The following is a 24,222-nucleotide window of genomic DNA, read 5'->3' on the forward strand; positions in this document are numbered from 1 at the left end:
AGGAAATCCAACCATGCGTAGCCTGCTGAGTCTCTCGCTACTATTTGCCCTGCCCTATGTGGCTGCTGCCGCGGCTCCCGAAAACTTCACCGTCAAGGTGCTCAGCGTCGATGCCAACGAAGGATGCGACGTCGCCGACTTCGATGGCGACGGTAAGCTCGACGTGATCGCTGGCCGCAACTGGTATCGCAACGGCGACTGGCTGCCACGGCCGGTTCGCTTTTTTGAAGATGCCAACGGGTATGTCCACTCCAATGGCGATTTCGCGCGCGACGTAAACGGCGACGGCAAAATGGACGTGATTGCCGGCGACTTCTTTCAGGGCAAAGTGAACTGGTATGAAAACCCAGGCGCGCCTGCCAACCTGCAAGGCTACCTCTGGAAAGAGCACAACCTGATCGACACCAAGCTGACCACCAACGAAGCCACCGTGATGGTCGACCTGGACGGAGACGGCGTCGACGAATGGGTCACCAACCAGTGGAACGCCAAGAATCCTTTGCTCGCTTGCCGCTTCACCAAGAACGACAAGGGCGAACCGCAGTTAACCTCGTTCAAGATCGGCGATCGCAACGGTCACGGCATTGGCGTCGGCGACATCAACAACGACGGCCGCGTCGACATTCTCGTCGGCCAAGGCTGGTACGAAGGTCCTGAGGGTGGTCCCTGGTCGAGCGCGTGGACCTTCCACGAAGATTGGAGCGATCACCTCCCCTGCCCCATGCTGGTAACCGATGTGAACGGCGACGGCAAGAACGACATCATCGCCAGCAAAGCGCACGGCTTCGGTCTTTGGGCTTGGATTGCCAGCGGCACCGACAAGGAGGGTAAGCTGACCTTCGAGCAGAAGATGATCGACGACACCTTCAGCCAGGCCCATTGCTTGCACCTGGCCGACCTGGATGGAGACGGCAAAGACGACCTGGTGACCGGCAAACGCGTCCGAGCCCACAACGGCAACGACCCAGGCGGCAAAGAACCGCCGGTGCTGAACTACTACACGTGGGACGACAAGGGCAACTTTACCCGCCACACCATCAACCGAGGCGAAGTCGGCATCGGGCTACAGATTCGCACGGCAGACATCGACGGCGACGGCGATATTGATATTGTCGTGCCAGGTAAGGATGGAACGCAGATTCTATTCAATCCGCTGAAGGGTTAAGTCTCTATCTTGTCCCCTCTCCCTCGCAGACGGTGGAGAGGGGACATGAGTTAGAGATACTGTTCTAGAGGTACTGTGCCAGCGGGCCACCTTTTGCCGCCAGTGTGTCGACCTTTGCGGTTACCGCAGCGTCTTCGATTAATGGCGGCGCGTTCCAGGGTTTCAGGCGGGCATCGATGACCAGCGAGCCTTCGCAGCCCCAGTGTTTTTGCACGGTGCTGCTGGCGATGCCGTGGACGTCGGCGGCGGGGTTGCTGCGGGTGAACGTGACCCACAGAAGGTTGTTAAGCGTCTGCGCGGTGAACTCGCTTTCGTCGGCGACGATCACCAGTGGGAACTGGTTGATGGTGTCGCTAGCTGAATAGATCGACGTGAATCGTTCGATGGCTGGCTCCGCCAGTTGAAGAGCGGCCTGATACTTCGGCCCACCCACAACCAGCACGCCGGGCATGGCGACCTTGGGCGTGTGGAAACCATCGGGTAGCGTCAGATCGCCGGGGACTTCGGTCGGCAGTTCGCGGATGGGCGGGCCAACCGCGGCGATGATCGCTTTCGAGCCGTGATTGAACTGGCCGCTGGAATAGTCGAGCGTATCGATGGTGGTCTCGGTCAGGAAATGAATATCGCGCCGCCAATCGACTCGCCGCAGCACATGCAGCAGGAACGGGCAGATCTCGTGCAGGTTCAAGCTGGGGTCGTCTTGTTCGGCGGCGATGAACAAGTACTTCGCCAAGGACATCTGCCCCTGGCCAAGGATGGCCGAAGCCTGCGTCATCAGTTCTTTGGGGCGACGACGCTCTTCATACGGGACGTAGCGCTCGCTGCCGATTGCCAGCAAAAGTGGATGGACGCCAGACGCATCGACGGCGTGCACTTCCTTCACGCCGGGTAGCACCGTGGGAATGACCGGCCCGGTGATTTCGTGAATCAACTCGCCGAAGGTGGTATCTTCCTGGGGAGGTCTGCCAACGACGGTGAACGGCCAGATGGCACCGTCGCGGTGGTAAACCTTGTCGACCCGCATCGTGGGGAAAAGATGCTTCAAGCTGTAATAGCCGAGGTGATCGCCGAATGGCCCCTCAGGCTTTTCTTCGCCGGCATGAATCGTCCCGCTGATGCAGAAGTCGGCTTCGGCGTAGATGGGTAGCTTGCTACGCGTGGTGGCCATGGGAATGCGGTGACCGGCGAGTGCTCCGGCGAAGCCGAGTTCGGAAAGCCCCTCGGGCAGCGGCATCACGGCGGCCAGCGTCATGGCCGGATTTCCGCCGACGAAGATGTTTACCCGCAGCGGCTCTCCCTTAGCGATCGCCGCGGCATGGTGCACGCCGATGCCGCGATGAATCTGATAATGCAGCCCGACTTCCTCGACGGGATCGTACTCATTGCCGGCGATCTGCACGCGGTACATGCCCAGGTTGGAATGGTTCAGCCCGCCGACGCGCTGGTCCTCGGTGTATACCTGGGGAAGCGTCACATACGGTCCGCCATCATCCGGCCAAGAGACCAGCTTGGGCAAGTCAGTCAGCTTGATTTCGTTTTGAAAGATGGGCCCGCTGCGGACCTTTTTGGGAAGCATCGAAATCGCGCCCAGTGGAGCGTAAGCGTACCGTAGCGGTGACTTCAGCAGTTGGTTCGGATCGATCTTCAGTTCGATCAACCGCTTCACCGTTTCCAGCGTATCTCGAAAGATGAAGCGAGCCCGCTCGAGCGATCCAAACAGATTGCCAACCATTGGGAAGCGGCAGTCCTTCACATTGGCAAACAGCACGGCCGGGCCACCGTTGGCGTAGACGCGGCGCTGGATCTCGGCGATTTCAAGGTGTGCGTCGACGACGTCTTCGACCACTAGCAAATGGTCTGTACGACGCAGATCGTCGACGCAGGCTCGGAGAGTTCGATAGCCCATAATTCGTGATGGTGTGCTTGAGTTGCTTCTGACCTACTGGGGGCTGCACACTAGCAGTGGCAACCCCAGGAGGTTACCGCCATGCAGTCGACTTCGCAACAAGGCACCTTAGCCCATCATTAACCATGATCGTGATCGTATGCGCTACCTGGGCCGTGCGCGTGGCCGTGCTCTAGCTCTTCCGGCGTCGCATCGCGAACGTCGACGACGGTGATGTCGAAGTAGAGCGTTTCGTCGGCCAGTTCATGGTTGCCGTCGACAATGACGACGTCCTCTTTGATGTCGACCACGGTAACCAGGACCTGATCGTCCTCGGTTTCGAGTACGAACTGCGTCCCTTCTTCAACTTCGCCCAGTTCGGCGAACTGTTCTTTTTCGAGTTCCCAGATCAGTTCTTCGTCGAACTTACCGTAGCCTTCTTCCGGTGGTATAACGACTTGAAACGTCTCGCCGGAGTCGCGGTCGTCGAGTGCCTTTTCCATTCCTGGAATCAGATTCCCTACGCCATGCAAATAGGCGAGCGGATCCGAAGCATCGGCCGCATCGATCAGATTCCCTTCGGAATCTTTCAAAGTGTAGGTAATGGAAACGACCGTGTTCTTGGCAACTTTCATCGATTCATCCCAGGCAATGCCCATTGGGCTAAACATATCGTAGGGGCGATAGTTTCAGCATACTGTGCGAAAGGAATAGGCTCAATCTCGGCTTGGGGGAAACTAACTGGTTATGTAGAAAAGAATTAGCGTTCGACGCAGGCGTTTATCACACTTCCGACAACTGTACGGATGAAACCGTTGAGAAAGGTCTCGGGCTGTTATGCGTGAAATCATTCCTGGCAAGCTTTGGATCGCCAACGCGCGCCAAGCACGTGATATTCGTTCGACCTTGGCTCCCGGGGTGACGGCTGTGATCGACCTGGCGATCGAAGAAACTCCCATCACGTTTCCCCGCGATATCCTCTATTGCCGTTTTCCGATTGTCGATGGTACCGGCAACCCCGGATACCTGCTTCAGGCCTGCATTGAAACGGTTGCCAAGTTGATCGAGGCACACTATCCGACGGTCATTGCGTGTAGCGCCGGGATGAGTCGATCCCCGATCATCGCCGCGGCCGCGATCGCCCAGGTCAAAGGGCTCGCTTTGGAAGACGCGCTTTTGAAGCTGACCGAGACAGGGCCGCACGATGTTTCTCCGGCCCTGCTGAACGCTGTCCTAGACGCGATGCCGAGCCTGGCCACCAGTCATGCGCGACTGAACTTAATCGTCTTGCGGTCCAGTGATCCGGACGCGACGGTGCGATTCTATCAAGCGTTGGGGCTGCCCTTCACCCAAGAGCAGCACGGCAAGGGCCCCATTCACTGGGCCAGCGAAACCAATCGTTTCGTCATGGAGATTTACCCGGCGAAGTCACCGGAACAAGTCGACACGTTCACCAGCGTGGGACTGAACGTTTCCGACATCCACCGGGTCATGCAGCTGTTGATCGCCTCCGACATGAAGATCACGAGCGAACCAAAGGAGTTTGACTGGGGCATTCAAGCGATCGTCAAGGATCCGGACGGGCGTAGCGTAATTCTTGTTGAGCGGTGAGCTCTTTTGAGCCTAAGTTGTTACAATAATTTGCATATCTATTTCTTAACACTTTATCAAAAGTGACAAACAGAACATCGACTCAATGAGATACGCCAAAGGTGATCAAAAAATGATCACGTAAAGCTTGGCGAATGTTCTTTCTAAGCCGATTACGACGCTTCCACCCACGAGAAGCAGCGAAGTTTAAGCTCTAGGTAAAGAGTTGGACTACCTCTTAACACAACGGTCGGGCTGTGTGGGTTATTTGGGTGATGGGTACCGGGTGCTAGTAAACCTTTGGGAATCGCTGATGGATGACTTTTCCGGAGACGGTGTACGTTTCGATAACATTAGTGCTCACGAGGAGCACGGACGTTGCCAATCAAACACGGAGGAGATACATATGCCTATTAATGATCATTATTTGGATGATACCGATTACGGCTGGGCGATGCGGAACCCAGGGATCATCGGCAGTTTCTGTCTCGTTTTAGGAATCACCCTGGGTGTCGCGGTCACCCAGTTCTGGCTGCAGCAAGACCTGGTCAAGCAACTCGCCAAAGTTGAAAAAGAAGTCAAAGCGACCCATCACCCGCTCAATCAGCTGACCGGATTCAACGATGCCACACAGCGAACCAACTCGCTTCTGGCACGCCTGGAAGATCAGAGCAGCATGCTCTACAAAGCAGGCCAGACCGTCCAGCGTTCGGATCGCCTGCATGACGAAATCGCTCGCCTGTCGGCCAAGTTGACCACGGCCGAAGCGACGGCCTCGAAGCTGAACAACCTGCAAACGGACCTCGACAAAGCCAACTTGAAGCTGACCGCCGCTCAGCAGCGCGTCGACGAGCTGGAATCGCTGGCCGCCCGACTGGTCCGTAGCGGAGCCGACATCCACCAAGCGAAGGACTCGCTGGCTTCGATGGAGATGGTCCAACAGCAGCTGATCAACCAGCAGTGCCTGATGCCGGAACTGACTGCCACGGTCGATTCACACTGGAAACTACAGAATGCGATCTGTGATCTGGCTGCCCAGTCGGACGCCACCGACCGTGCGATCGATTCGCTGGCCCACAACCAGAGCCGCGTGCAGCAGTTGGCGATAGATACCGAACAGTCGAACCTGGTTCTGGCCAACATGCAGTCGATCCTGGACGAGCAGAAATCGATGGACTTGCAGGTGCAGAAGCTGGCCGACACGTTGGACGCCGCCACCGAACTGTCGTACCAGGCAATCCGTCTGAACACGCGCATCAAAGACGTGCGAAAGCAGACCACTTCGGCCAATAAGAACATGGACGAACTGGCCTGGCTGGTGAACTTCCTGAACTCGCAGGAAGAAAAGATCGCTCTGGCTCAAGAGAACCTGCACAAGATCGATCACATCGAAGATCAGGTAGTCCGCCTGGACGATTGCGTCCCTGCTTTGGTCGAAAACATCGACCTGGTGACCGGCCTGAACAAGACGATGGTTTCGGTCCTGGGTAGCTCGAGCGACCTGCGATCGCAACTGGCCGAGATCGTTTTGATGCAGCCAGCGGTCGAACAACTGGCAACGCAGTTTCGCCAGATCACGGCTCCTTCCGAAGACAGCAAGCTGGTCAATGCGAAGGATCGTGCCAAAGAGATGATCGAATCTTCGCGACCAGAGCTGAAGATTCCCGTGTACATCAGCCGGGCTAAATAGCTCGGCGGGTGCTATCGCCCCCTTGCCTGCCCCAGCCGCCGACGAACCGTGGCAAACAATTGGACATTCGCTTGCTCCCGTGGCAAACCGTGGCTCTCCTCTTCTCTGGCGAGTGAATGACCAAAAAAAGGAAAATCGTCGGCGGCTTCGATCGGAAGCAACTTTCGATCAAGCGGCTACAGCAGCAACTCTTTGACCGGGTGTCGCTCTTCAACCCCGGTTAGACGGACATCGAGTCCCTGGAACGGAATCGAAAGCTTGCGATGATCGATCCCCAGGCAGTGCAGGATTGTCGCGTTCAAGTCCGCGATGTGGACCGGATCCTTCACGATGTTGTAGCTGAAGTCGTCCGTTTCGCCATGCACCACGCCAGGCTTCACGCCGCCGCCAGCCATCCAGACGGTAAAGCAACGCGGATGATGATCGCGGCCGTAGTTCTCTTTCGACAGGCCGCCTTGGCTGTAAATGGTTCGGCCGAACTCGCCACCCCAGACGACCAGCGTGTCGTCCAACATGCCGCGCATCTTCAAGTCTTGAATCAGAGCCCACGCCGCTTGATCGACGTCTTTGGCTTGAGCCGGAAGATCTCGAGCAACGTTGCCATGCTGATCCCAACCACGATGGAAGATCTGCACGAAGCGAACGTCCCGCTCGACCATGCGCCGGGCGAGCAAGCAACTCGCGGCAAATGTTCCCGGCTTGGTGACCTCCGGGCCATACATATCGAGCGTCGCTTGCGATTCCTGCTTCAGGTCGACCAGTTCCGGTACCGAGGACTGCATGCGGAACGCCATCTCGTACTGCGAGATTCGCGATTGCGTTTCTGGATCGCCGGAAAGCCGGTAGGTCTCTTGATTGATCTTGGAAACGCTGTCGAGCATCCGGCGGCGGAGCGAGCTATCAATCCCCTCGGGGTTCGAGAGAAACAGGATCGGATCGCCTGACTTTCGCAGCGTGACGGCCGAATGCTTCGAAGGCAGAAAGCCAGCTCCCCACAAGCGGTTGTAGAGTGCCTGGGCTTGCTGACGACCGCTCCAGTTCGGGGTCATCACGACGAAGGTCGGCAGGTTTTCGTTCATCGAACCTAGGCCATAGCTCAGCCACGAGCCCAAGCTGGGCCGTCCGGGAAGTTGGTTCCCGGTGCAGATATAGGTGATGGCTGGGTCGTGGTTGATCGCTTCGGTATGGAGCGACTTTACGATCGCGATGTCGTCGACCATCTTCCCGTGGTAGGGCAGCAGCTCGCTGATCATCGTCCCGTTTTCACCGTAGGGGGAAAACTTGAACTTCGACGGAGCGATTGGGAAACGCTTCTGACCGGAGGTCATCGTCGTGAGACGCTGTCCCTGGCGGACCGATTCCGGCAGGTCCTTGTCGTACCACTCGTTCATCTGCGGCTTGTAGTCGAACAAGTCCATCTGGCAGGGAGCCCCAGCCATGAACAGGTAGATCGCCCGTTTCGCCTTCGGGGCAAAGTGGGGCAGGTTGGGCAGTCCGCCGATGCCGGAACTGGGCAATTTGGCGGCCTGGGCCGGTAGATCGGTCATTGAGGCCAGCGCCGCGGCACCCAGCCCCAGGGCACCCTTCTGGAAGAAGTGCCGACGCGTGATCGCTTGAATATAGTCGTTGCGAGGATCCATCGAATTGGTCCTTGATGCGTTACTTACCGTGGGATGAACTAGCGTTGGATGACGACTTCGTCGAGATTGAGCAGCGTGTTGCAGACAATCGCCCAGGCCGCTAATTCCGCTGGGGTCTCGTCTTTGCCGACCAACTTGCCGGCGGCTTCCGGGTTTTTCTGGAAATAGGTGAGACTATCGAAATACAACGACTCGAGTTCTTTCTTTTGAACTTCGTTATCCCGATTCAACAAACAAAGCGTCACCAGGAAGTTCACCTTGGCAACCGGGTCGGAACCCCCTTCGTCCATCACGCGCTGAGCCATGGCGACTGCGGCTTCGACATACTGCGGATCGTTCATCAGCAGCAAGGCCTGTAGCGGCGTATTGGTTCGTTCGCGGCGAACGGTGCACGACTCGCGATTAGGGGCATCGAATGTGCTCATCTGCGGAGCCAAAGCGGTCCGCTTGATGAACGTGTACAGCGTGCGACGATGCACTTTTTCGTGACCTTCGTCTGCTTTGAACTGCACCGTGTTGCTACCGGAATAACCGACCGCCTTCCAAAGGCCATCAGGCTGCGGTGGTTTTACCGAAGGACCGCCGATCGTTTCGACCAGAAGTCCGCTGAACGCCAACGCCTGATCACGGAGCGACTCGGCATCCAGCCGATAGCGTGGGCCGCGAGCCAGCAGGCGATTCTCGGGATCCTTCTTCAAAAGCTCGGGCGTGAGCGTGGACGACTGGCGATAGGCCGAGGTCATCACCATTCGTTTCATCAGTTGCTTGATATCCCAACCGTTCTCGCGGAACTCGATCGCCAGGTTATCCAAAAGCTGAGGATGGCTGGGCACGCTTCCCTGGGAACCGAAGTCTTCAGAGGTCTTCACCAGGCCTCCGCCAAAGACGTGCTGCCAATAGCGATTCACGGCCACCCGGGCCGTTAGTGGGTGACTCGGATCCAACAGCCACATCGCCAGGCCTAGGCGATCTTTGGGCATTTCTTCGGTCATTGGCGGCAAGAAGGCCGGCACGTCGCGTGGGACTTCTTCCCCGATTTGATCGTATTCGCCCCGAATCAAGATATGCGCGGGAACCGGCTTGGCGGCTTCTTTGTAGACGAGCGTCGTCGGTGCGTTCTTCTTCAAATCGGCCTGCTTGTCGGTCATGGCCTTCAGTTCGCCACGCAGCTTGTTGAAAGTCTCTTGCGTGTCTTGGCAGACGAATTCGAGGAAGTAATTGCGGAGTGCTTTCGCTTCGCCTTCATTGCGTTTATCCGCCTCCTTTTTCAGGATCTCGGTGACCTGTTTGTTTTCTGGATTGAGCGACGCCGGCGACTTGGCGGCGAACTCGGTCCAGGCCTGAAGCGACTTGAACTGCGGCTGCTTGCCGTGCTTGGTGACGTAACCAGCTTTGTCCCAGTAAACGGTGCCGTCCCACTGGGTGAAGGCCCAACCGTTGACTTTGCTCCCTTCCTTCAGGCCGACCTTTTCGATCGGCACCTCAAGACGGACCCACTTGCCGGCCTCCGGCAAATCGCCGAGGCGATGCTTGGTCTGGCCGGTGTTGCCGAAGGGAATGAGGTCTTCACCCCAGAAGGCTCGTTGATCCCAGTCCCCATCATTCCATTGGAACATCACTTCCTTGGGAGGATTCTTCGGATCGAGATAGACGTACCCGAAGAGGACGTCCCCTTTGTAGACGGTGAACGGCTGATCCGATCCATTGAAGTAAACCTGATCGTTTCCGGTAACCGTTCGCTTGGAGGCCTTCTCGCCACTGAACACCGGTTCCGGCTTGGTCACCCAGTTGTAATCGCCGCTGACGGTGGCTTTGCCGGGGATGCCGTCTTCGATCCAAACGACTTCTTCCGGCTGGATCTCGGGGGTATCGACGCCGGGGCCTGGGTCTTGGTATTCGATCTTGGCGAGCGTCGCTTTGATTTCTTCCCGCTTCTGACCGATCTGCTGGTCGAGTTGGGCCAGTTGCTGGGTCGCTTCTTTAGAGTAAACGGTCGGAGCGTGGTCCTTTCGGTTACCATCCATTGGGCTTCCATCGATGCTGTTAAAGAACCCATACATCGAGTAGAAGTCTTTTAGCTTCAGCGGATCGTACTTGTGATCGTGGCAGCGCGTGCATTCCATGGTGAGCCCCATGAAGACGGTGCCGGTCGTGACGACCCGATCGTTGACGTTTCGCATTTTCACTTCCGCCGTGATCGAGCCCCCTTCGTTGGTCGTCACGTTGCAGCGATTGAAGCCGGAGGCGACCTTCTGTTCCCACGATGGATTGGGCAGCAAGTCGCCGGCGAGTTGTTCGGTCAGAAAGACGTCGTACGGCTTGTTGTCGTTGAGGGCCTGAATCACCCAGTCGCGATACATCCACATCTCGCGGTAGTTGTCCAAGTGTAAACCGTGCGTATCCGCATAACGGGCCGCGTCTAACCAATAGCGAGCCATGTGTTCGCCATAATGAGGCGATGCCAACAAGCGATCGACAACCTTCTCGTAGGCATCGGACGATTCGTCTTTCAAGAACGCTTCGACCTCTTCCGGCGTGGGTGGAAGGCCGGTCAGCGTGAAGGTCACTCGGCGAATCAGCGTCAACTTATCGGCCGGTTCACTTGGTTTGAGCCCCTCCTTCTTCAGCCGGGCACCCAGGAACTGATCGATCTCTCGCTGGTTCCAATCGGCGAAATCGACCTGGGGTGGATCGGTCTTCTTGGGAGCCTCGAAGGACCAATGCCCCTGGAACTTGGCTCCTTCGGCGACCCACTGCTTGAGCTTGGCGATTTCTTCGGTGCTGAGGCTTTTGTTGGAGTCCGGCGGCGGCATCTTCAACGACTCGTCATCGCTGAGGATGCGTGCGATCATTTCGCTCTCGTCTGGCTTACCAGGCACGATGGCGATCATGCCCGAGTCGGCTTCCCCCAGCACGCTTTCCGCGACATCGAAACGGATTCCCCCTTCGCGATGGTTTTCGTCCGGTCCGTGGCAGGCATAGCAGCGATCAGATAGCAATGGGCGAATATCGCGGTTGAAGTCGATTTCCGCAGACTCTTCTGCCCAGCCAACCTGGGGAGCAAATGCCAAGAAGGCCAACGCGGCACCGAAAAGCATCTTCCGCGAGATACGCGTGAGTTGCAGCGAGATCATGAGAACGTCCGGTTCTAGCGAAGGAGTGAAAGTTCAGGCGGGAAGACAAGTTATTACGCGTGATAACGACTTGCCCGTGTACAAATTGGGCGGTCTGTGCCCGATTTGCAATTCACTGTACCTTCATTCTACACCACCTATCAAGAGTTTCGGTGGCAGAAATACGCGAAAGCCTATTACAAGGCAAAAAAACCGAGCATTAAGCAGTAAAAAAAGAGCAACTATTCCCCGATTTGCCCGTCGGAGTTTCCTTCGGCAATCTGTAGCGGCTGAATGGCGATATCTTGAGACCCCAGACCAACTTGCGACGATCCTTCCACCCATACCCGCACGTGGCATGGCCCGTGGCAGCTTTCAGGAATCTCGATCCGCGTGTGAAATTGACCGTCTGACTGTTGGGCTTCGACGGCCTGCCACAGCCGGTCGTTGGCCGACTGATAGGTCTTGGTGTACTGGGCGAGATCTTCGTGAAGCGCCTGGTAGGTTGCCCGCTTGGAAAGTTGCGCCACGCACCCATCGCGGCGGCAAACGAGTTCCACGCGAACTTTCCCTGGTAGCACCGTCTTGCCGACGACTTCGATCGATGAGCCGGGATGAGCGACCTCCGGTGCCGAGACCTCCACCGGCGATGCGTGGGGAAGCTTCAGCAGTGGATCTCCTAGCAAGTTGAACAAGGCCATGTGCTCGAGTCGTTCTTCCCGCAGCAGCCCCGGCTTGGGGCTCACCAACGCAGCCATCGTATCGAGCATCTTACGATTACCCGATTTTCCGCCTTGCCGCATGGCCTCGCGCTTCGCGTTTAAAAGCAGCTGCCCCAGCGTCGGCTGCCGTTCATCAAAATACTGCTGCAGCATTTCGGTCCCCATGACGCTCATCGCGTACGGCATGGTGACGCGCGACCCGGCAAATACAGCGACCGGGCCCCCTTTTTGCCGAAGGAGCTTTTCAGCCAGGCAATCGCGCGGGGCATCGAACGCCCCGGTATAGCACGACAGAAAGATCGCGATCGGGCTCGACGTTTCGTTCCGCAGCGCGGCGACGTCCTTGTTGGTCAAAATCGGGTAGGCGTCGTTCGGAACGCGGATGTAGTCGAGCGTTTCGACATGCCCATGCCCCATGTAAACCCAGAAAAGCCCCCCATCGTTGAGTTGCCGGACGACTTCGTCGCGGAACTCGCGCGGGTCCGGGCAGTAGATACTGCGCCAGCTTCCCTGGGCGACGATGGCCTCGAAATGGGGTGGAATTTCGTCAGTGAGAAACTTCTTGGTAACCGTTTCCATCATCGTATCGACGGCGGAACCAAAGCCCCCGACGCCAGCTACGAAGTGCAGACGCCGCTGCCAGTCGCCTGGCGGAAGCTTCGATTCATAGTCGATCGTCTTGGCCACGATCGTTTTCAGTTCTTCTTCACTGCCGACCGAAAACCGCCCGACCGCCAAGTCAGGGATCTGATCGTCATCGAGATCGGCATAGTAATTGTCGGTCGGGATCTCCGGCTCGGACCCAAAGTGGACGTTCACCACCGCTTTCTGGTAATGCACCGGAATGCCCACGCCGCCTGACTTGTCAGCCACGACGTCTCCGACCAGCAGAACCTGCGTCAGGGGGCCACTCTTGGCCGCTTCGTGAATAGTACTGCGTATCTTCTCTTTGGAAGTGACGTCGGTCACCACGCCAATGCGATACCCCTGCTGCATCCGGTACTCGAACCAGGGGCGCATCGCCGCGACGTAGGCCTCGGGACACACGACCAGCGTGTCGAAGCCCTCGCTTGGGGAGGCTTCCGGCGCGGCCATCAAGAGTGCCAGAACAAGAATCGAAGTCATCGCGAAACGATCGGGAAAGGTGATTTATGATGAAAATGAGCACTTTTGCCCATGTGGCCGGAAAATACCCGACATTGGGAGTGTATCGATTTGCCCCGTGAGAATGAAGCCGAATTCCCCCAGAATGGCGCCACACCGCACTTCCGCCTCGTTGACCGACTCCCCCGGTTCGCGCTACACTAGTTGGGTTCGTCTTGAATTGATTGCTATCACTGGAGAAGGTTCGTGGCAGGTTCGTGTGTTATTGGTTTGCAGTGGGGTGACGAGGCCAAAGGGAAACTCGTCGATCTTTTGACCCAGCAACACGATATCGTGGCCCGATTTTTGGGTGGTGCGAACGCCGGCCATACCGTGGTTGACGGCGAAAACGTCTACAAGCTGCACCATATTCCCAGTGGTATCCTCCGCAGTGACGTATTAAACGTCATTACGGCTGGCGTGGTGATCAACCCACCAATCCTACTCGGCGAGATGGACGGCCTGACCGATCGCGGCGTGACGATCGACAATTTGCGCCTCAGCGACCGCTCGCATATCATCTTCCCGTGGCACATCGCCGAAGATCGCGCGATGAACCAAGGGACCGCCGACGGTGAAAACATCGGCACCACGCTCCGCGGCATTGGCCCGTGCTATCGCGACAAAGTGGGACGCAGCTACGCGATTCGCCTGGGCGATATGATGCGTCCGAATTTTAAAGACAAAGTCTTCATGATCTGCGAAAAGAAGAATCGCACGATCGCCAGCATGTACGAAGACGGCCAGTTCGAGCCGCTCGACGCCGCGAAGATCTACGAAGAATTCGCCGCCTATGCCGAGCGGCTACGTCCGTTCGTGTGCGATTCAACCGACCTTCTGCTGAATGCGGTCGACGATCATAAGACCATCCTGTTCGAAGGCGCCCAGGGCGCTCTGTTGGACGTCGACCACGGCACCTATCCGTTCGTTACCAGCAGCAATAGCTCTGGCGTGGGTGCTTCGGCCGGGGCCGGCGTGCCCGCCAAGCACATCGATCAGGTCATCGGGGTTGCCAAAGCCTATAGCACGCGTGTTGGTGGCGGCCCGTTCCCGACGGAACTGCACGATGAAACCGGCGAGAAAATTCGCCAGCGTGGCAACGAATACGGCACCACCACCGGTCGCCCCCGCCGCACCGGCTGGTTCGATGCGGTTGCCGTTCGCTATACGGCCCGCATCAGCGGGATCGACGTTTTGTCGCTCATGATGCTGGACGTTCTGTCGACCTTCGACGAACTGAAAATCTGCGTGGCCTACGAACTCGATGGCGAGCAGATCACCCGTTTCCCTTCGCACGTCGACGACATCCGCCAGGTGAAGCCGGTCTACGAAACGCTTCCTGGCTGGAAGGAAGAAATCACCGGCGCTCGCTCGCTGGACGATCTTCCGGAAAACGCCCTGGCTTATATCCGCCGCGTGGAAGAACTGGTCGGATTCCCGGTTGGTGTGGTCTCGGTCGGCCCCGATCGCAAGCAAACGATCTTCACGTCTGACGTGTTGAAACTGGCGACGACGTAAGTTTTATCCGCCAATCCCGCGTTGAAATGCATCCGAGGGACGCGTCATAATAGGGAATCGTTGAACGTCCCCACATTTCGACCCCTTGGCCCAATTTAGCGACGTGTCAAAAACGGCTACGACAGCGCGACATCCGATCGAAGACATTCCCCGCGAGCGATTCCCCAAGCACATCGCCGTGATCATGGATGGCAATGGTCGGTGGGCCCAGCGGCAAGGGCTGCCCCGTATCGAAGGGCATCGCCGCGGCGTTCATTCGGTTCGCGCGACCGTCGAAGAGTGTGCCCGGCTGAAGATCGACCAACTCACGCTCTACTGTCTTTCCAGCGAAAATTGGAAGCGTCCCCAGCACGAACTCGACTTTCTGATGCATCTGCTCGAGCAGTACATGATCGAAGAGCGTGCCACGATCATGAAGCAGAACGTCCGCGTCAAGATCATTGGTCGCCGCGACGGCATCCCCGATCAGGTACAGCGCGAGATGGACAAAACCATCGAACTGAGCGCCGCCAACACCGGCACCACGCTCTGCCTGGCGATCAACTACGGCGGCCGCGCCGAGATGGTCGATGCGGTGCGGTGCATTGCCGAAGGAGTGAAAGCGGGACGTCTCCAGGCCGAAGACATCACCGAAGAAACGATTGCCGAGCATCTGTATACAAGCGGAATGCCAGACCCCGATCTAATGATTCGCACGGCTGGCGAAATGCGGATCAGCAACTTCCTGCTCTGGCAGGTAAGTTATTCCGAACTGTGGGTCACCGACCTTTGCTGGCCGGAGTTCCGCGAAGAGACTCTGCGAGACGCCATCGAAAACTTTGCCTCGCGCGATCGCCGCTTCGGCGGCTTGACCAACCAAGGTCCTTCAGGAGTTGACGCGTGCTCAAGTGGCGATTGATTGGAGCGATTGCCATACTTGTGCCCCTGTGCGGACTTTGTTGGCTCGACTACTACTACAACTTTGGCCGCCCCGGCATCTGGCTTCTGCCGTTGGTTCTTGTGCTGGGCGTGTTGGCCGCGGAAGAAGTCCTCGACCTGCTGCGGGCCAAGCAACTACGTCCCATCGGTTGGTCGTGTCACCTGGGTACGTTCATCGTGATCGCGGCCGCGAGCCTGCCCATTTGGTGGCCGTCGCGTAGCGTGCCCTCACAAACCGATCAGGCCGAAGCAACGCTGTACGCGCTGGCCTTCGGTGTGGTGCTTTCGATCCTGGGAGAAATGCGCCGCTACGAAAAACCGGGCCAGTCGATGATTCACCTAGGCCTGACGATTTTCTCGGTCTTTTATGTAGGCGGCCTGCTGAGCTTTGTCGTTCGCCTACGGCTCGTACAGCAAGGGACCGAAGACGGTAACGCTTACGGTATGTTGGCACTGCTATCGATGATTGTCGTCGTGAAGATCTCGGATACCGGGGCCTACTTTATTGGTTCGAACTTCGGACGCACGAAACTTGTCCCCAGGCTATCTCCCGGCAAGACGCTGGAAGGTACCCTCGGCGGACTCGCCGCGTCGTGCCTGGGAAGCTACCTGATGTTCCAATGGATCGGTCCGTGGATGTTGGGCGGCCCGGTCGCATCGATTCCTTTCGGTTGGTTGATCTTCGCCTTGCTTGTTTCCCCGGCGGGAATGCTGGGAGACTTGGCCGAATCGATGTTCAAGCGCGACATGGAAACCAAAGATTCCAGCAAATGGCTCATTGGCCTGGGTGGCGTGTTGGATGTACTCGACTCGCTACTGCTGGGCGCCCCGATGGCTCTTTTGTGTTGGGAATTCGGTATTGTCGGCCCAGGCCGTTAAGTTAAGCAAAATACGCAAACTCAACACGACCCAGCACGATTCCTAACAAATATCTAAACTCAAACCGAGTAACGAGTTACAATCTGCCGGGGCATAATAACGATTCCCATGCCCGAAACATTGTCTATATTTTGACATAGGAATTCTTCCTTCCCAGGATAAGGCAATAGGTATTGCCCAATCGATGTACGAAGCGACGATCAAATTTTTGGACCACGCATCGGTCCTCCAACTATTCGGCAGCCGCGATCAACACCTCAGGCGAATCCGCGATTCGTTGAACGTCACCATCACGCATCGTGACGAGCGGGTCAGCATTTCGGGAGAAGAGCGAAACGTCGTCAAAGCGATGAAAGTCGTCGAAGAGCTGCGGCATCGCCTGGAACGAAATGGTGCCCTGTTCTCCGAAGACCTGGACGAGGCCCTATCGGACGCCAATGGCGATTCGATCCCTCGCAAGACGATCCCTATTTCGACCTTTCAGAAAGGTAACGGGGTCAGACCGCGCACGCCGGGACAGGTCGCGTATGTGGAAGCGATTCGTAGCCATAGCATGGTTTTCGCGCTGGGCCCGGCCGGTACCGGTAAAACCTACCTGGCCGTCGCCATGGCGGTCGAAGCACTGCTGGAAAACCGAATTGGGAAGATTGTGTTAGTTCGCCCAGCGGTCGAAGCTGGCGAGCAGCTTGGGTTTCTTCCTGGTACGTTGTATGAGAAGATCAACCCCTACCTGCGTCCGATGTTGGATTCGCTCACCGAGATGATGGAGCCGAATCTCATCACGCAGTACATGGCAACCGATGTGATTGAAGTCGTTCCGCTCGCGTTCATGCGAGGGCGGACCTTGAAGAACGCCTTCATTATTTTGGACGAAGCACAAAACACGACCACCGCGCAGATGAAGATGTTCCTGACCCGCATGGGCAAGGATTCGCGAATGGTCATCAGTGGTGATACGACACAAAATGACTTGCCGCCTCGCGTGCGAAGCGGTCTCACCGATGCCCTTTATCGCCTCCGCAATATCGATGGTATTGCTCGCGTCGAGTTAACCAATGCAGATATCCAGCGTCATCCGCTGGTTCAAAAGATTGTGGATGCCTACGAAACGGACTCGAAAAGCGAGCCCGCTGGCGAAGGCAACTAAAACATGGCGCAGCCAGGTAAGACGAAAAAACGTGCGAAACATGTCGCGTCCTTAGAGCTTCCTCCCGGAACTTTCAGGCGTTTCATCTCCGAGCTGTCGCATCCCGACAAGCTGCTTTATCTGGCCTGCGCTTTGTTCGCGGCGATCGCACTGTGGTTGGTCACCGGTGCCTGGAACCCGCCGATGCAGTACCGCCCCGGCTACGTCCCTCCGTCCGAAATCCACCCGCGTGTGCAGTTCTCGGTGCTCGATCCCCTGGCGACCGCCAAAGCGGAACGGGACGCCGAGAACGAAGCGAAGTCGGTCTACAAGAACGAACCGGCTCGGCTCGACCAACTGCGAGCCCGCTTGCAATCGATCATCGTTCAGCTGACCACGGCCAAGCAGTTCGACGTGGAAGTCGAGCGGCTGTGGAACGAGTTCTTTCCGATCGCTGATGACGAAGTCGCTCCGGTAGGTCCCATGGAGCGGGAAGAACAGTTCCAAAAGCTCAAGGCCCTATTCGCACGCGAGAACATGCTCAACGCGTTCGAACAAAGTATTGCCAACGCACTCAAACCATTCGCTTCCCGCGGCATCATGTCGCCTGAACAGCTCGAACTCAAGCAAGGGCAAGCAGCTAGTATCATCGTTGTGACGTCTGGCCCGCAGGACAACAAACAGATCATCTCGCAGAACGATGTGTTGAAGGCCCAGGTCTTCGAGAGCATCCGTAAAAACCTGAAAATCGAATTGGACAGCCTGGCTAAAGGGGAAGACATCAGCTTCCTGGTCGAAGCAGTCGACTACTGGGTCGATAAGAACCTGCCCGGTACGCTTGTCTTCGACAGAGTCGCGACGACGAAAGAACGCGAAGACGCCATCGCGGCAGTCGAACCGGTGATGCATATTTACTCAACTAAGGATGCTGTCGTTCTACCGGGCGAACCTCTGGACGCTACCGGCATCGAACTTCTGCACGCCGAGCATCGGGCCTACATCGATCAACGCAGCTTCTTTTCCAAGACGATCTACTCGCTGGCCATCCTGGGCATGTATTACGCCCTGGGGGCGCTGTGTGCGATTTACCTCGTTTTCAAATGCCCCAGCATTTTGAAGGATTTGAACGAGTATCTGTTGTTTCTGGTCCCGACCTGTGCGACGATCGCGCTGGGCTATTGGTTTGACGATCGCTGGCAGGCCGAGCTTATCCCGGCGATGATTCTGGCGATGACCGTTTCGATCGTCTATCGTCAGGAATTCGCGCTGCTGGTCACCGCGTGCGTCAGCTTGGCGATTGTGTTGACCAGTGGTACCAGCCTGGTTGCTTTCGTAACGATTACGGCCACGTGCAGTGCCGCGACGTTGTCGATGAGCCGGATTCGCAGTCGCAACAAGCTGATCTTCGTCGGTCTCTGGGCGGGCGTGGTGGCCTTCACCACCAAGTATGGCGTGAGCATCGTTTCAGGGCAGCCTGCCACCGTGGCGCTGCTTCAAGCGGCTGCCTGGCAGGGCGTGTATGCCGTGGGTGCCGGCTTCCTGATGACTGGCCTCTTGCCGTTTGTCGAAAAAGCCTATGGAATCCTGACCGATATCAGCCTGCTGGAACTGGGCGATGCGGCTCATCCGCTGCTGCAGAAGCTCGCCCAGCGTGCACCAGGCACTTATAACCACTCGATCACGGTCGCCTCGATTGCCGAGTCCGCGGCTGATTCGATTGGGGCGAATGGCCTGTTGGTGCGTGTCGGTGCTTACTTCCATGACATCGGCAAGATGATGAAGCCGGAGTACTTCGTCGAGAATCAGAATGCTTCCGACAATCGCCACGAAGGTTTGAATCCGGCGATCAGTACGCTGGTGATTATTGCCCACGTAAAAGACGGTGCCGACCTGGCGCGTCAAAACCGGTTGCCGCGGGCCATCATCGACTTCATCGAACAACACCACGGCACCACGCTGGTTGAGTATTTCTATCGCGTGGCAAGCGCCAAAGTGGAAGCCAACCCGGACGAGCGCGAAGTCGATGAAACGATCTACCGCTATCCCGGCCCCAAACCACAAACCAAAGAGGCGGCCGTCCTGATGATTTGCGACGCCGTCGAAAGCGCTTGCCGTACGCTGGTCGAACCAACCGCTTCCCGCATTGAAGCCCTGGTGGAAGAGCTCTCGATGAAGCGCCTGCTGGACGGGCAATTCGACGAATGTGGCCTGACGCTCCGCGAACTGCGTCAAATACAATCAAGCGTCACCAAGAGTCTCACGGCGGTCTATCATGGTCGTGTGAAGTACCCCAGTTCGCAGCCTGCATAAAGCGAGACCGATGTCCTCGGACTACGAAATAAACCTTTCCAATCGCCAAACAGAACATCCTGTTCCGCAGGATCTCTTTGAACAAGCCGTCCGGGCAGTCTTCTCCGGCGAAGGCTATCCTCGGGGCGAAGTCGGTATCGCGGTGGTTGACAACGCCGAGATTCACGACTGCAACGTTCGATTTCTTCAGCACGACTACCCAACCGACGTCATTACCTTTCCCATGGATCAGTCCGATGACTTTTTGTCGGGCGAGATCATGCTTAGTGCCGAGTACGCCGCCGCGGAAGCGCGGGAACACGGCTGGAAGACAGGGGAAGAAATGACGCTATACGTCGTGCATGGCTGTTTGCACCTGGCTGGCTACGACGATCACGAAGATACTGACCGCCAGGAAATGCGGCAGTTGGAAAAGCACTATCTCAGCAAGTTGGGCATCGAGTACGCAGGCGAGTCGCCGGCGGCCAGTCGCCCAAGTCAAGGAGCAACCTAGGCGATGGGACCGACGCTTTTCGTCTGGCTAGCGACATGCAGCTGGCTGGTTTTGATCCTGTCTTCCATCGCCGCGACCATTCTGCCGGACATGCTCTGGCACGATCTGGAAGAGTACTGCGAGAAGCGCGATCGCCCGCGACTTTTCAGTACCATTCACGAGCACCACGAAATCGCAGCCTTGGCGGCTCAGGCCCTGCAAGTGCTGAGCCTGGCGATCTTCCTGATTTCTACCCAAGCCTGGCTGCTGGGCTTTCGCCAAGGATCACTCCTCGACACATTCACCTTTATTGGTGACGTTGCCGGAGTGACCTTGGTTTTAATGGTAACCATGGTGTGGCTCCCCTGGGCCGTGGCCGAACACTTCGGACCACCTTTCATTTATTACACCTGGCCCATCTGGTCGACCGTTAGCATCATCCTTTACCCGGTGACGTACGGCGTTGATTTCCTCGGCGGCGTCATGAAGCGGGCCGCAGGCATCGTTGACGAGCCGCCGGATGAGGAAGAAGAGTTTGAAGAAGAGATCCGCACGATTGTGACCGAGGCGATCCGCGAAGGTCACATCGAAGAAGATGCCCGGGAAATGATCGAAGGGGTGATGGACCTCGACGATACGGAAACGGTCAGCATCATGACGCCTCGCAGCGAAATCGACTCGCTTGCGGCGACGACCCCCTGGTGGGAGATCGTCGAGTTCATCTCGAAGACCGGCCGCACGCGTATCCCAATATGGGATGGCAGCCGCGATAACTTCGCCGGGCTGCTTTACGTGAAGGACCTGCTGCCGGAACTTGCCCGTCCTGAATCAACCCGCAAGTCCCTATTGGATCTGGCTCGGCCGGTCATCCATGTCCCGCAGAGCATGACGGTCAGCGAACTGCTGAAATACTTCCTGCGCAAGCGAACGCACCTGGCCCTGGTTGTTGACGAGTATCACGCCGTGACCGGTCTGGTCACGATCGAGGACGTTCTGGAAGAGATCGTCGGCGAGATTGTCGACGAGCATGATATCGATGAAGCGGACAACGGAATCATCCAGATCTCGGATGAAGAGGCGGACGTGACCGGCAAGGCCCACGTTGAGGACATCAACGAGATCCTGGGCATGGAACTTCCCGAAGAAGACGACTACGATACGATCGGCGGTCTGGTGATCCACGAGATGAAACGCATCCCCAAGCCCGGCGAACAGTTGCAAGTCGGGGACGTTTCGATCCAGGTCGTTGCTTCCGATCGGCGCCGAATTCACCAGTTGCGGCTGATTCGCTCGAAGCAGAATAAGGCTCAGCCAGCGTAGCTAGCGCGTTTTTTCGCCAAGCTATCGAAGTTCCCATCGGAAATCCCTCATCTTATGTCGGCGGAAAAATCGCTAGCAATCGTCATTCGAACCGTCGACTTCAGCGAGACATCCTGTATCGCGACGCTATTTACCGAGGATTTCGGCAAAATCACGGCACTAGCCAAGGGATGCAAGCGTCCCAAGAGCCCATTCGAGTCTGCTCTTGACGTTTTGACCGTAAGTCGAATAGTCTTCCTCCACAAAAAAAGCGACAGCCTGGACTTGCTGACCGAAGCGAAGGTCGAACGACGATTTCGCGCGGGGCAAAAGAGCACCGAACATCTGTACGCCGGCTATTACCTGGCCGAGTTACTAGCACAGTTGACGGACCACTCCGATCCCCATCCGGAATTGTTTCATTTGGCCGACGAGATCCTTTCGCAGCTGAACCAGTTCGAGGCCGTTGCTCCTTTGGTGTTGCGGTTCGAGATGATGTTGCTCCGCCACCTTGGTCAATTGCCTGAATTGACGCATTGCGTTGAAACAGGAGAACCGATTGCCGAGCGTGGACGTACTCCTTTTGGACTGCTCGCCGGTGGTGTACTGTCAAGAAGAGCCCGGAGCGGGCACCGTCAGGTCATTGACGTGGCCGTGGAAACGCTACAGCTCTTATCGATTTATGCCGCAGAAGACGAGCGATGGAAGCGTACGGAAATTCCCTCGCGTCTGGCCATGGAGGTCCGGGCACTCGTCAACAGATACCTCAGCCACACCCTGGGTAAGACACCCAGATTGCGAGAATACCTGCAGATTCTTTCGATCTGAGACTTGGGTTGGACCACGCATAGGGCAAGGAAGTCCTCGATGATGAAAACCACCACGATCGTCACCCTCGGCATTTTGTCGACTGCGTCCTCTATCGGCTGCATGAACTTCGGCCAGCGCGATCCAGTTCCACCGCCGACCGTTTTCAATCCCTCCGGCGGCGAGGTTTCGCAAGTCAGCTACGAAGAAGAAGGGGTCCAGCGCGGCCAATCCCCAGAAGCGGAGAGTGCCTCTGGCAATTCGTGGTGGGATCCGACCGGCGTGGGTGCCAAGACCTTAGAGGTGACCGGCAACAATTCGGAAAATAAGGCACTCGCCAAGAAGCTCTTCACCCAGGCCGAAGCCCTCTACGAACAAGGCATGGCCGCCCAGGGGAAAGATCGCAGCTCGAAGCTGAACGAGGCCGCCGGACTCTTCAAGCGGGCCGCTGTCTATGCTCCCGATTCGACCATCGAAGAAGACTCGTTGATGTACTCCGGCGAATGCTACTTCTTTCTCGATAACTACCCCGAGGCGACCAAACAGTACGACCAACTCGTCAAGAAGTATCAGAACTCGAAGCACCTGGATGCGGTTGGGGCGCGACGCTTCAAGCTCGCTCGATATTGGCTCGATCGCCATTCCAAGGAACGCTCGTGGGCCATTCAGCCCAACTTAACTGATGAACAATTGCCGTTGTTCGATCGTTTCGGCAACGCGATCAAGCTGTTTGATTTGATTCGCTTGGACGATCCAACCGGCGATCTGGCGGACGATGCAACCCTGGCCGCCGCCAATGCCCACTTCCGCGAAGGCAACTTTGAATCAGCCGATCGCTTCTATACCGACTTGCGTGAAAACTTCCCGACCAGCGAACACCAGTTCACCGCTCATTACTTGGGCGTGGTGACCAAACTGAAGGTCTACCAAGGTCCCGAGTACGACGGCAAACCACTGGAAGAAGCCGAAAAGCTGCTGACCCGCATCAAGCGTCAGTTCCCGGACAAGACACAAGAGAACATGAAGGTCATCGAGAAGCTCGACTTCGATATTCGCGCTGCTCAGGCCGAACGACTTTGGCAGAAAGCCGCGTTCTACGATGGCCGCCGCGAGTATCAAGGTGCCTACCACTACTACTCGCAGGTGATCGAGAAGTTCCCCACTTCCAACATGGCGGAAGCGGCCAAGAAGCGAATCGACGAGATCAAGGGACGCCCTGCTTCTCCTACACCTCCCGGCGAGTTCCTGTACAGCTGGCTGGAACGCAAGAAGGACTTGCCGATACCTTCGCAGACGCCGATCGAAAACATCGCCACCCGCCCGGATGACGAAACGGAAAGTCGCTAGGTTCAGTAAGGCGATTAAATTTGATGCGAGATTCGCGGACACCCAACCGATCCCTTTTACTGGCCGCCATCCTGTTGGTAACGGCTGGTCAGTTCGGCTGCGTTCATTACCAGATTGGTAATCGTAGTCTCTATCGCCCCGACATCCGCACGGTGCATGTCCCCATCTTTACGTCGCTTACCTATCGTCGTGAACTGGGCGAACGCATCACTGAAGCGGTGATCAAGGAAATCGAAGCGACCACGCCGTACAAAGTCACCGATGCTCAATCGGCCGATAGTGTTCTGCGAGGAAGCCTGGTGACCGAGAACAAGCTCGTCCAGGGACAAAACACCTTGGATGATCCGCGCATTCTGCAAGAGAACTTCCAGATTCACTACGAGTGGATCGACCAACGAGGCCAACTCGTTCGGCAGCCTGGTACACTCTCGCTTGCGCCTGTTTTGATGAGCGAGACGATCACCGCCACCGGCGTTCTTTACCCGGAACCAGGTCAGTCGATGGTGACCGCTCAGCAAGACGCGATCGATCAGTTTGCCCGAGAAGTGGTTCGCCACATGCAGACCCCCTGGTGAAACTTGGGATACGTCGCCGCGCG

General features: G+C 57.1%; 18 protein-coding genes. 13 read left to right on the forward strand and 5 right to left on the reverse strand.

From position 1 onward, the window contains the following. Nucleotides 1–13: 13 nt before the first annotated feature. A complete protein-coding gene (locus Pan97_RS19640) occupies nt 14–1,165 on the forward strand; it encodes an FG-GAP repeat domain-containing protein (protein ID WP_144975557.1) in 1,152 nt (383 codons plus the stop codon). 64 nt (nt 1,166–1,229) lie between these two features. Here Pan97_RS19640 and Pan97_RS19645 read toward each other — a convergent pair whose 3' ends face one another. Continuing rightward, a complete protein-coding gene (locus tag Pan97_RS19645; protein ID WP_144975559.1) occupies nt 1,230–3,071 on the reverse strand; it encodes a UbiD family decarboxylase in 1,842 nt (613 codons plus the stop codon). Nucleotides 3,072–3,190: 119 nt separating this feature from the next. Continuing rightward, nucleotides 3,191–3,685: an FKBP-type peptidyl-prolyl cis-trans isomerase gene (locus Pan97_RS19650; protein WP_144975561.1), complete on the reverse strand. Its 495-nt coding sequence runs from the start codon at nt 3,683–3,685 to the stop codon at nt 3,191–3,193. A gap of 202 nt (nt 3,686–3,887) precedes the next feature. On the opposite strand from Pan97_RS19650, the gene Pan97_RS19655 reads away from it, so the two are divergent. Together Pan97_RS19655 and Pan97_RS19660 are read left to right on the forward strand one after the other, a co-directional pair. Further along, entirely contained in the window at nt 3,888–4,661 is a 774-nt protein-coding gene (locus Pan97_RS19655) for a VOC family protein (RefSeq protein ID WP_144975563.1), read from the forward strand. 385 nt (nt 4,662–5,046) lie between these two features. Then, entirely contained in the window at nt 5,047–6,330 is a 1,284-nt protein-coding gene (locus Pan97_RS19660; protein WP_144975565.1) for a coiled-coil domain-containing protein, read from the forward strand. A gap of 176 nt (nt 6,331–6,506) precedes the next feature. On the opposite strand, the gene Pan97_RS19665 is transcribed toward Pan97_RS19660, so the two are convergent. The 3 genes from Pan97_RS19665 to Pan97_RS19675 all read right to left on the reverse strand — a co-directional run bounded on the left by Pan97_RS19665 (nt 6,507) and on the right by Pan97_RS19675 (nt 12,930). Next, nucleotides 6,507–7,970, reverse strand: coding sequence for a DUF1501 domain-containing protein (locus Pan97_RS19665; protein ID WP_144975567.1), 1,464 nt, complete (start codon nt 7,968–7,970; stop codon nt 6,507–6,509). A 38-nt stretch (nt 7,971–8,008) separates the two neighbouring features. Continuing rightward, complete coding sequence (locus Pan97_RS19670) at nt 8,009–11,104, reverse strand: PSD1 and planctomycete cytochrome C domain-containing protein (RefSeq protein WP_144975569.1); 3,096 nt, start codon at nt 11,102–11,104, stop codon at nt 8,009–8,011. Between the two features lie 221 nt (nt 11,105–11,325). After that, entirely contained in the window at nt 11,326–12,930 is a 1,605-nt protein-coding gene (locus tag Pan97_RS19675; protein WP_144975571.1) for a C25 family cysteine peptidase, read from the reverse strand. 225 nt (nt 12,931–13,155) lie between these two features. Between Pan97_RS19675 and Pan97_RS19680 the strand changes: the two genes are divergently transcribed. The 10 genes from Pan97_RS19680 to lptE all read left to right on the forward strand — a co-directional run bounded on the left by Pan97_RS19680 (nt 13,156) and on the right by lptE (nt 24,199). Then, nucleotides 13,156–14,466: an adenylosuccinate synthase gene (locus tag Pan97_RS19680; protein ID WP_174819551.1), complete on the forward strand. Its 1,311-nt coding sequence runs from the start codon at nt 13,156–13,158 to the stop codon at nt 14,464–14,466. A gap of 103 nt (nt 14,467–14,569) precedes the next feature. Further along, nucleotides 14,570–15,364, forward strand: coding sequence for an isoprenyl transferase (locus tag Pan97_RS19685; protein ID WP_144975573.1), 795 nt, complete (start codon nt 14,570–14,572; stop codon nt 15,362–15,364). Next, entirely contained in the window at nt 15,346–16,263 is a 918-nt protein-coding gene (locus Pan97_RS19690) for a phosphatidate cytidylyltransferase (RefSeq protein ID WP_144975575.1), read from the forward strand. Before Pan97_RS19685 ends, Pan97_RS19690 begins: the two co-directional genes overlap by 19 nt. A gap of 184 nt (nt 16,264–16,447) precedes the next feature. After that, entirely contained in the window at nt 16,448–17,410 is a 963-nt protein-coding gene (locus tag Pan97_RS19695; RefSeq protein ID WP_144975577.1) for a PhoH family protein, read from the forward strand. 3 nt (nt 17,411–17,413) lie between these two features. Further along, a complete protein-coding gene (locus Pan97_RS19700; RefSeq protein ID WP_144975580.1) occupies nt 17,414–19,699 on the forward strand; it encodes an HD family phosphohydrolase in 2,286 nt (761 codons plus the stop codon). 10 nt (nt 19,700–19,709) lie between these two features. Beyond that, on the forward strand, nt 19,710–20,192 hold the full coding sequence (ybeY, locus tag Pan97_RS19705; RefSeq protein ID WP_144975582.1) for an rRNA maturation RNase YbeY: 483 nt from the start codon (nt 19,710–19,712) through the stop codon (nt 20,190–20,192). Nucleotides 20,193–20,195: 3 nt separating this feature from the next. Beyond that, a complete protein-coding gene (locus tag Pan97_RS19710) occupies nt 20,196–21,491 on the forward strand; it encodes a hemolysin family protein (protein WP_144975584.1) in 1,296 nt (431 codons plus the stop codon). A gap of 54 nt (nt 21,492–21,545) precedes the next feature. Next, the gene (gene recO, locus Pan97_RS19715; protein ID WP_144975586.1) at nt 21,546–22,298 is read left to right on the forward strand and encodes a DNA repair protein RecO; all 753 of its coding nucleotides are present in this window, start codon (nt 21,546–21,548) and stop codon (nt 22,296–22,298) included. Between the two features lie 39 nt (nt 22,299–22,337). Next, a complete protein-coding gene (locus tag Pan97_RS19720; protein ID WP_144975588.1) occupies nt 22,338–23,624 on the forward strand; it encodes a tetratricopeptide repeat protein in 1,287 nt (428 codons plus the stop codon). A 23-nt stretch (nt 23,625–23,647) separates the two neighbouring features. Then, complete coding sequence (gene lptE / locus Pan97_RS19725) at nt 23,648–24,199, forward strand: LPS assembly lipoprotein LptE (protein WP_144975590.1); 552 nt, start codon at nt 23,648–23,650, stop codon at nt 24,197–24,199. Nucleotides 24,200–24,222 lie beyond the last annotated feature (23 nt).

It is taken from the genome of Bremerella volcania (assembly GCF_007748115.1).
In the GTDB taxonomy this organism is placed as follows: Bacteria; Planctomycetota; Planctomycetia; order Pirellulales; family Pirellulaceae; genus Bremerella; species Bremerella volcania.

Excerpts from the sequence above, each read along its gene's own strand:
- Pan97_RS19640 (WP_144975557.1), top strand. The coding sequence starts at position 14 with ATGCGTAGCCTGCTGAGTCTCTCGCTACTATTTGCCCTGCCCTATGTG.
- Pan97_RS19645 (WP_144975559.1), bottom strand. The coding sequence starts at position 3,071 with ATGGGCTATCGAACTCTCCGAGCCTGCGTCGACGATCTGCGTCGTACA.
- Pan97_RS19650 (WP_144975561.1), bottom strand. The coding sequence starts at position 3,685 with ATGAAAGTTGCCAAGAACACGGTCGTTTCCATTACCTACACTTTGAAA.
- Pan97_RS19655 (WP_144975563.1), top strand. The coding sequence starts at position 3,888 with ATGCGTGAAATCATTCCTGGCAAGCTTTGGATCGCCAACGCGCGCCAA.
- Pan97_RS19660 (WP_144975565.1), top strand. The coding sequence starts at position 5,047 with ATGCCTATTAATGATCATTATTTGGATGATACCGATTACGGCTGGGCG.
- Pan97_RS19665 (WP_144975567.1), bottom strand. The coding sequence starts at position 7,970 with ATGGATCCTCGCAACGACTATATTCAAGCGATCACGCGTCGGCACTTC.
- Pan97_RS19670 (WP_144975569.1), bottom strand. The coding sequence starts at position 11,104 with ATGATCTCGCTGCAACTCACGCGTATCTCGCGGAAGATGCTTTTCGGT.
- Pan97_RS19675 (WP_144975571.1), bottom strand. The coding sequence starts at position 12,930 with ATGACTTCGATTCTTGTTCTGGCACTCTTGATGGCCGCGCCGGAAGCC.
- Pan97_RS19695 (WP_144975577.1), top strand. The coding sequence starts at position 16,448 with ATGTACGAAGCGACGATCAAATTTTTGGACCACGCATCGGTCCTCCAA.
- Pan97_RS19700 (WP_144975580.1), top strand. The coding sequence starts at position 17,414 with ATGGCGCAGCCAGGTAAGACGAAAAAACGTGCGAAACATGTCGCGTCC.
- ybeY (WP_144975582.1), top strand. The coding sequence starts at position 19,710 with ATGTCCTCGGACTACGAAATAAACCTTTCCAATCGCCAAACAGAACAT.
- Pan97_RS19710 (WP_144975584.1), top strand. The coding sequence starts at position 20,196 with ATGGGACCGACGCTTTTCGTCTGGCTAGCGACATGCAGCTGGCTGGTT.
- recO (WP_144975586.1), top strand. The coding sequence starts at position 21,546 with ATGTCGGCGGAAAAATCGCTAGCAATCGTCATTCGAACCGTCGACTTC.
- Pan97_RS19720 (WP_144975588.1), top strand. The coding sequence starts at position 22,338 with ATGATGAAAACCACCACGATCGTCACCCTCGGCATTTTGTCGACTGCG.
- lptE (WP_144975590.1), top strand. The coding sequence starts at position 23,648 with ATGCGAGATTCGCGGACACCCAACCGATCCCTTTTACTGGCCGCCATC.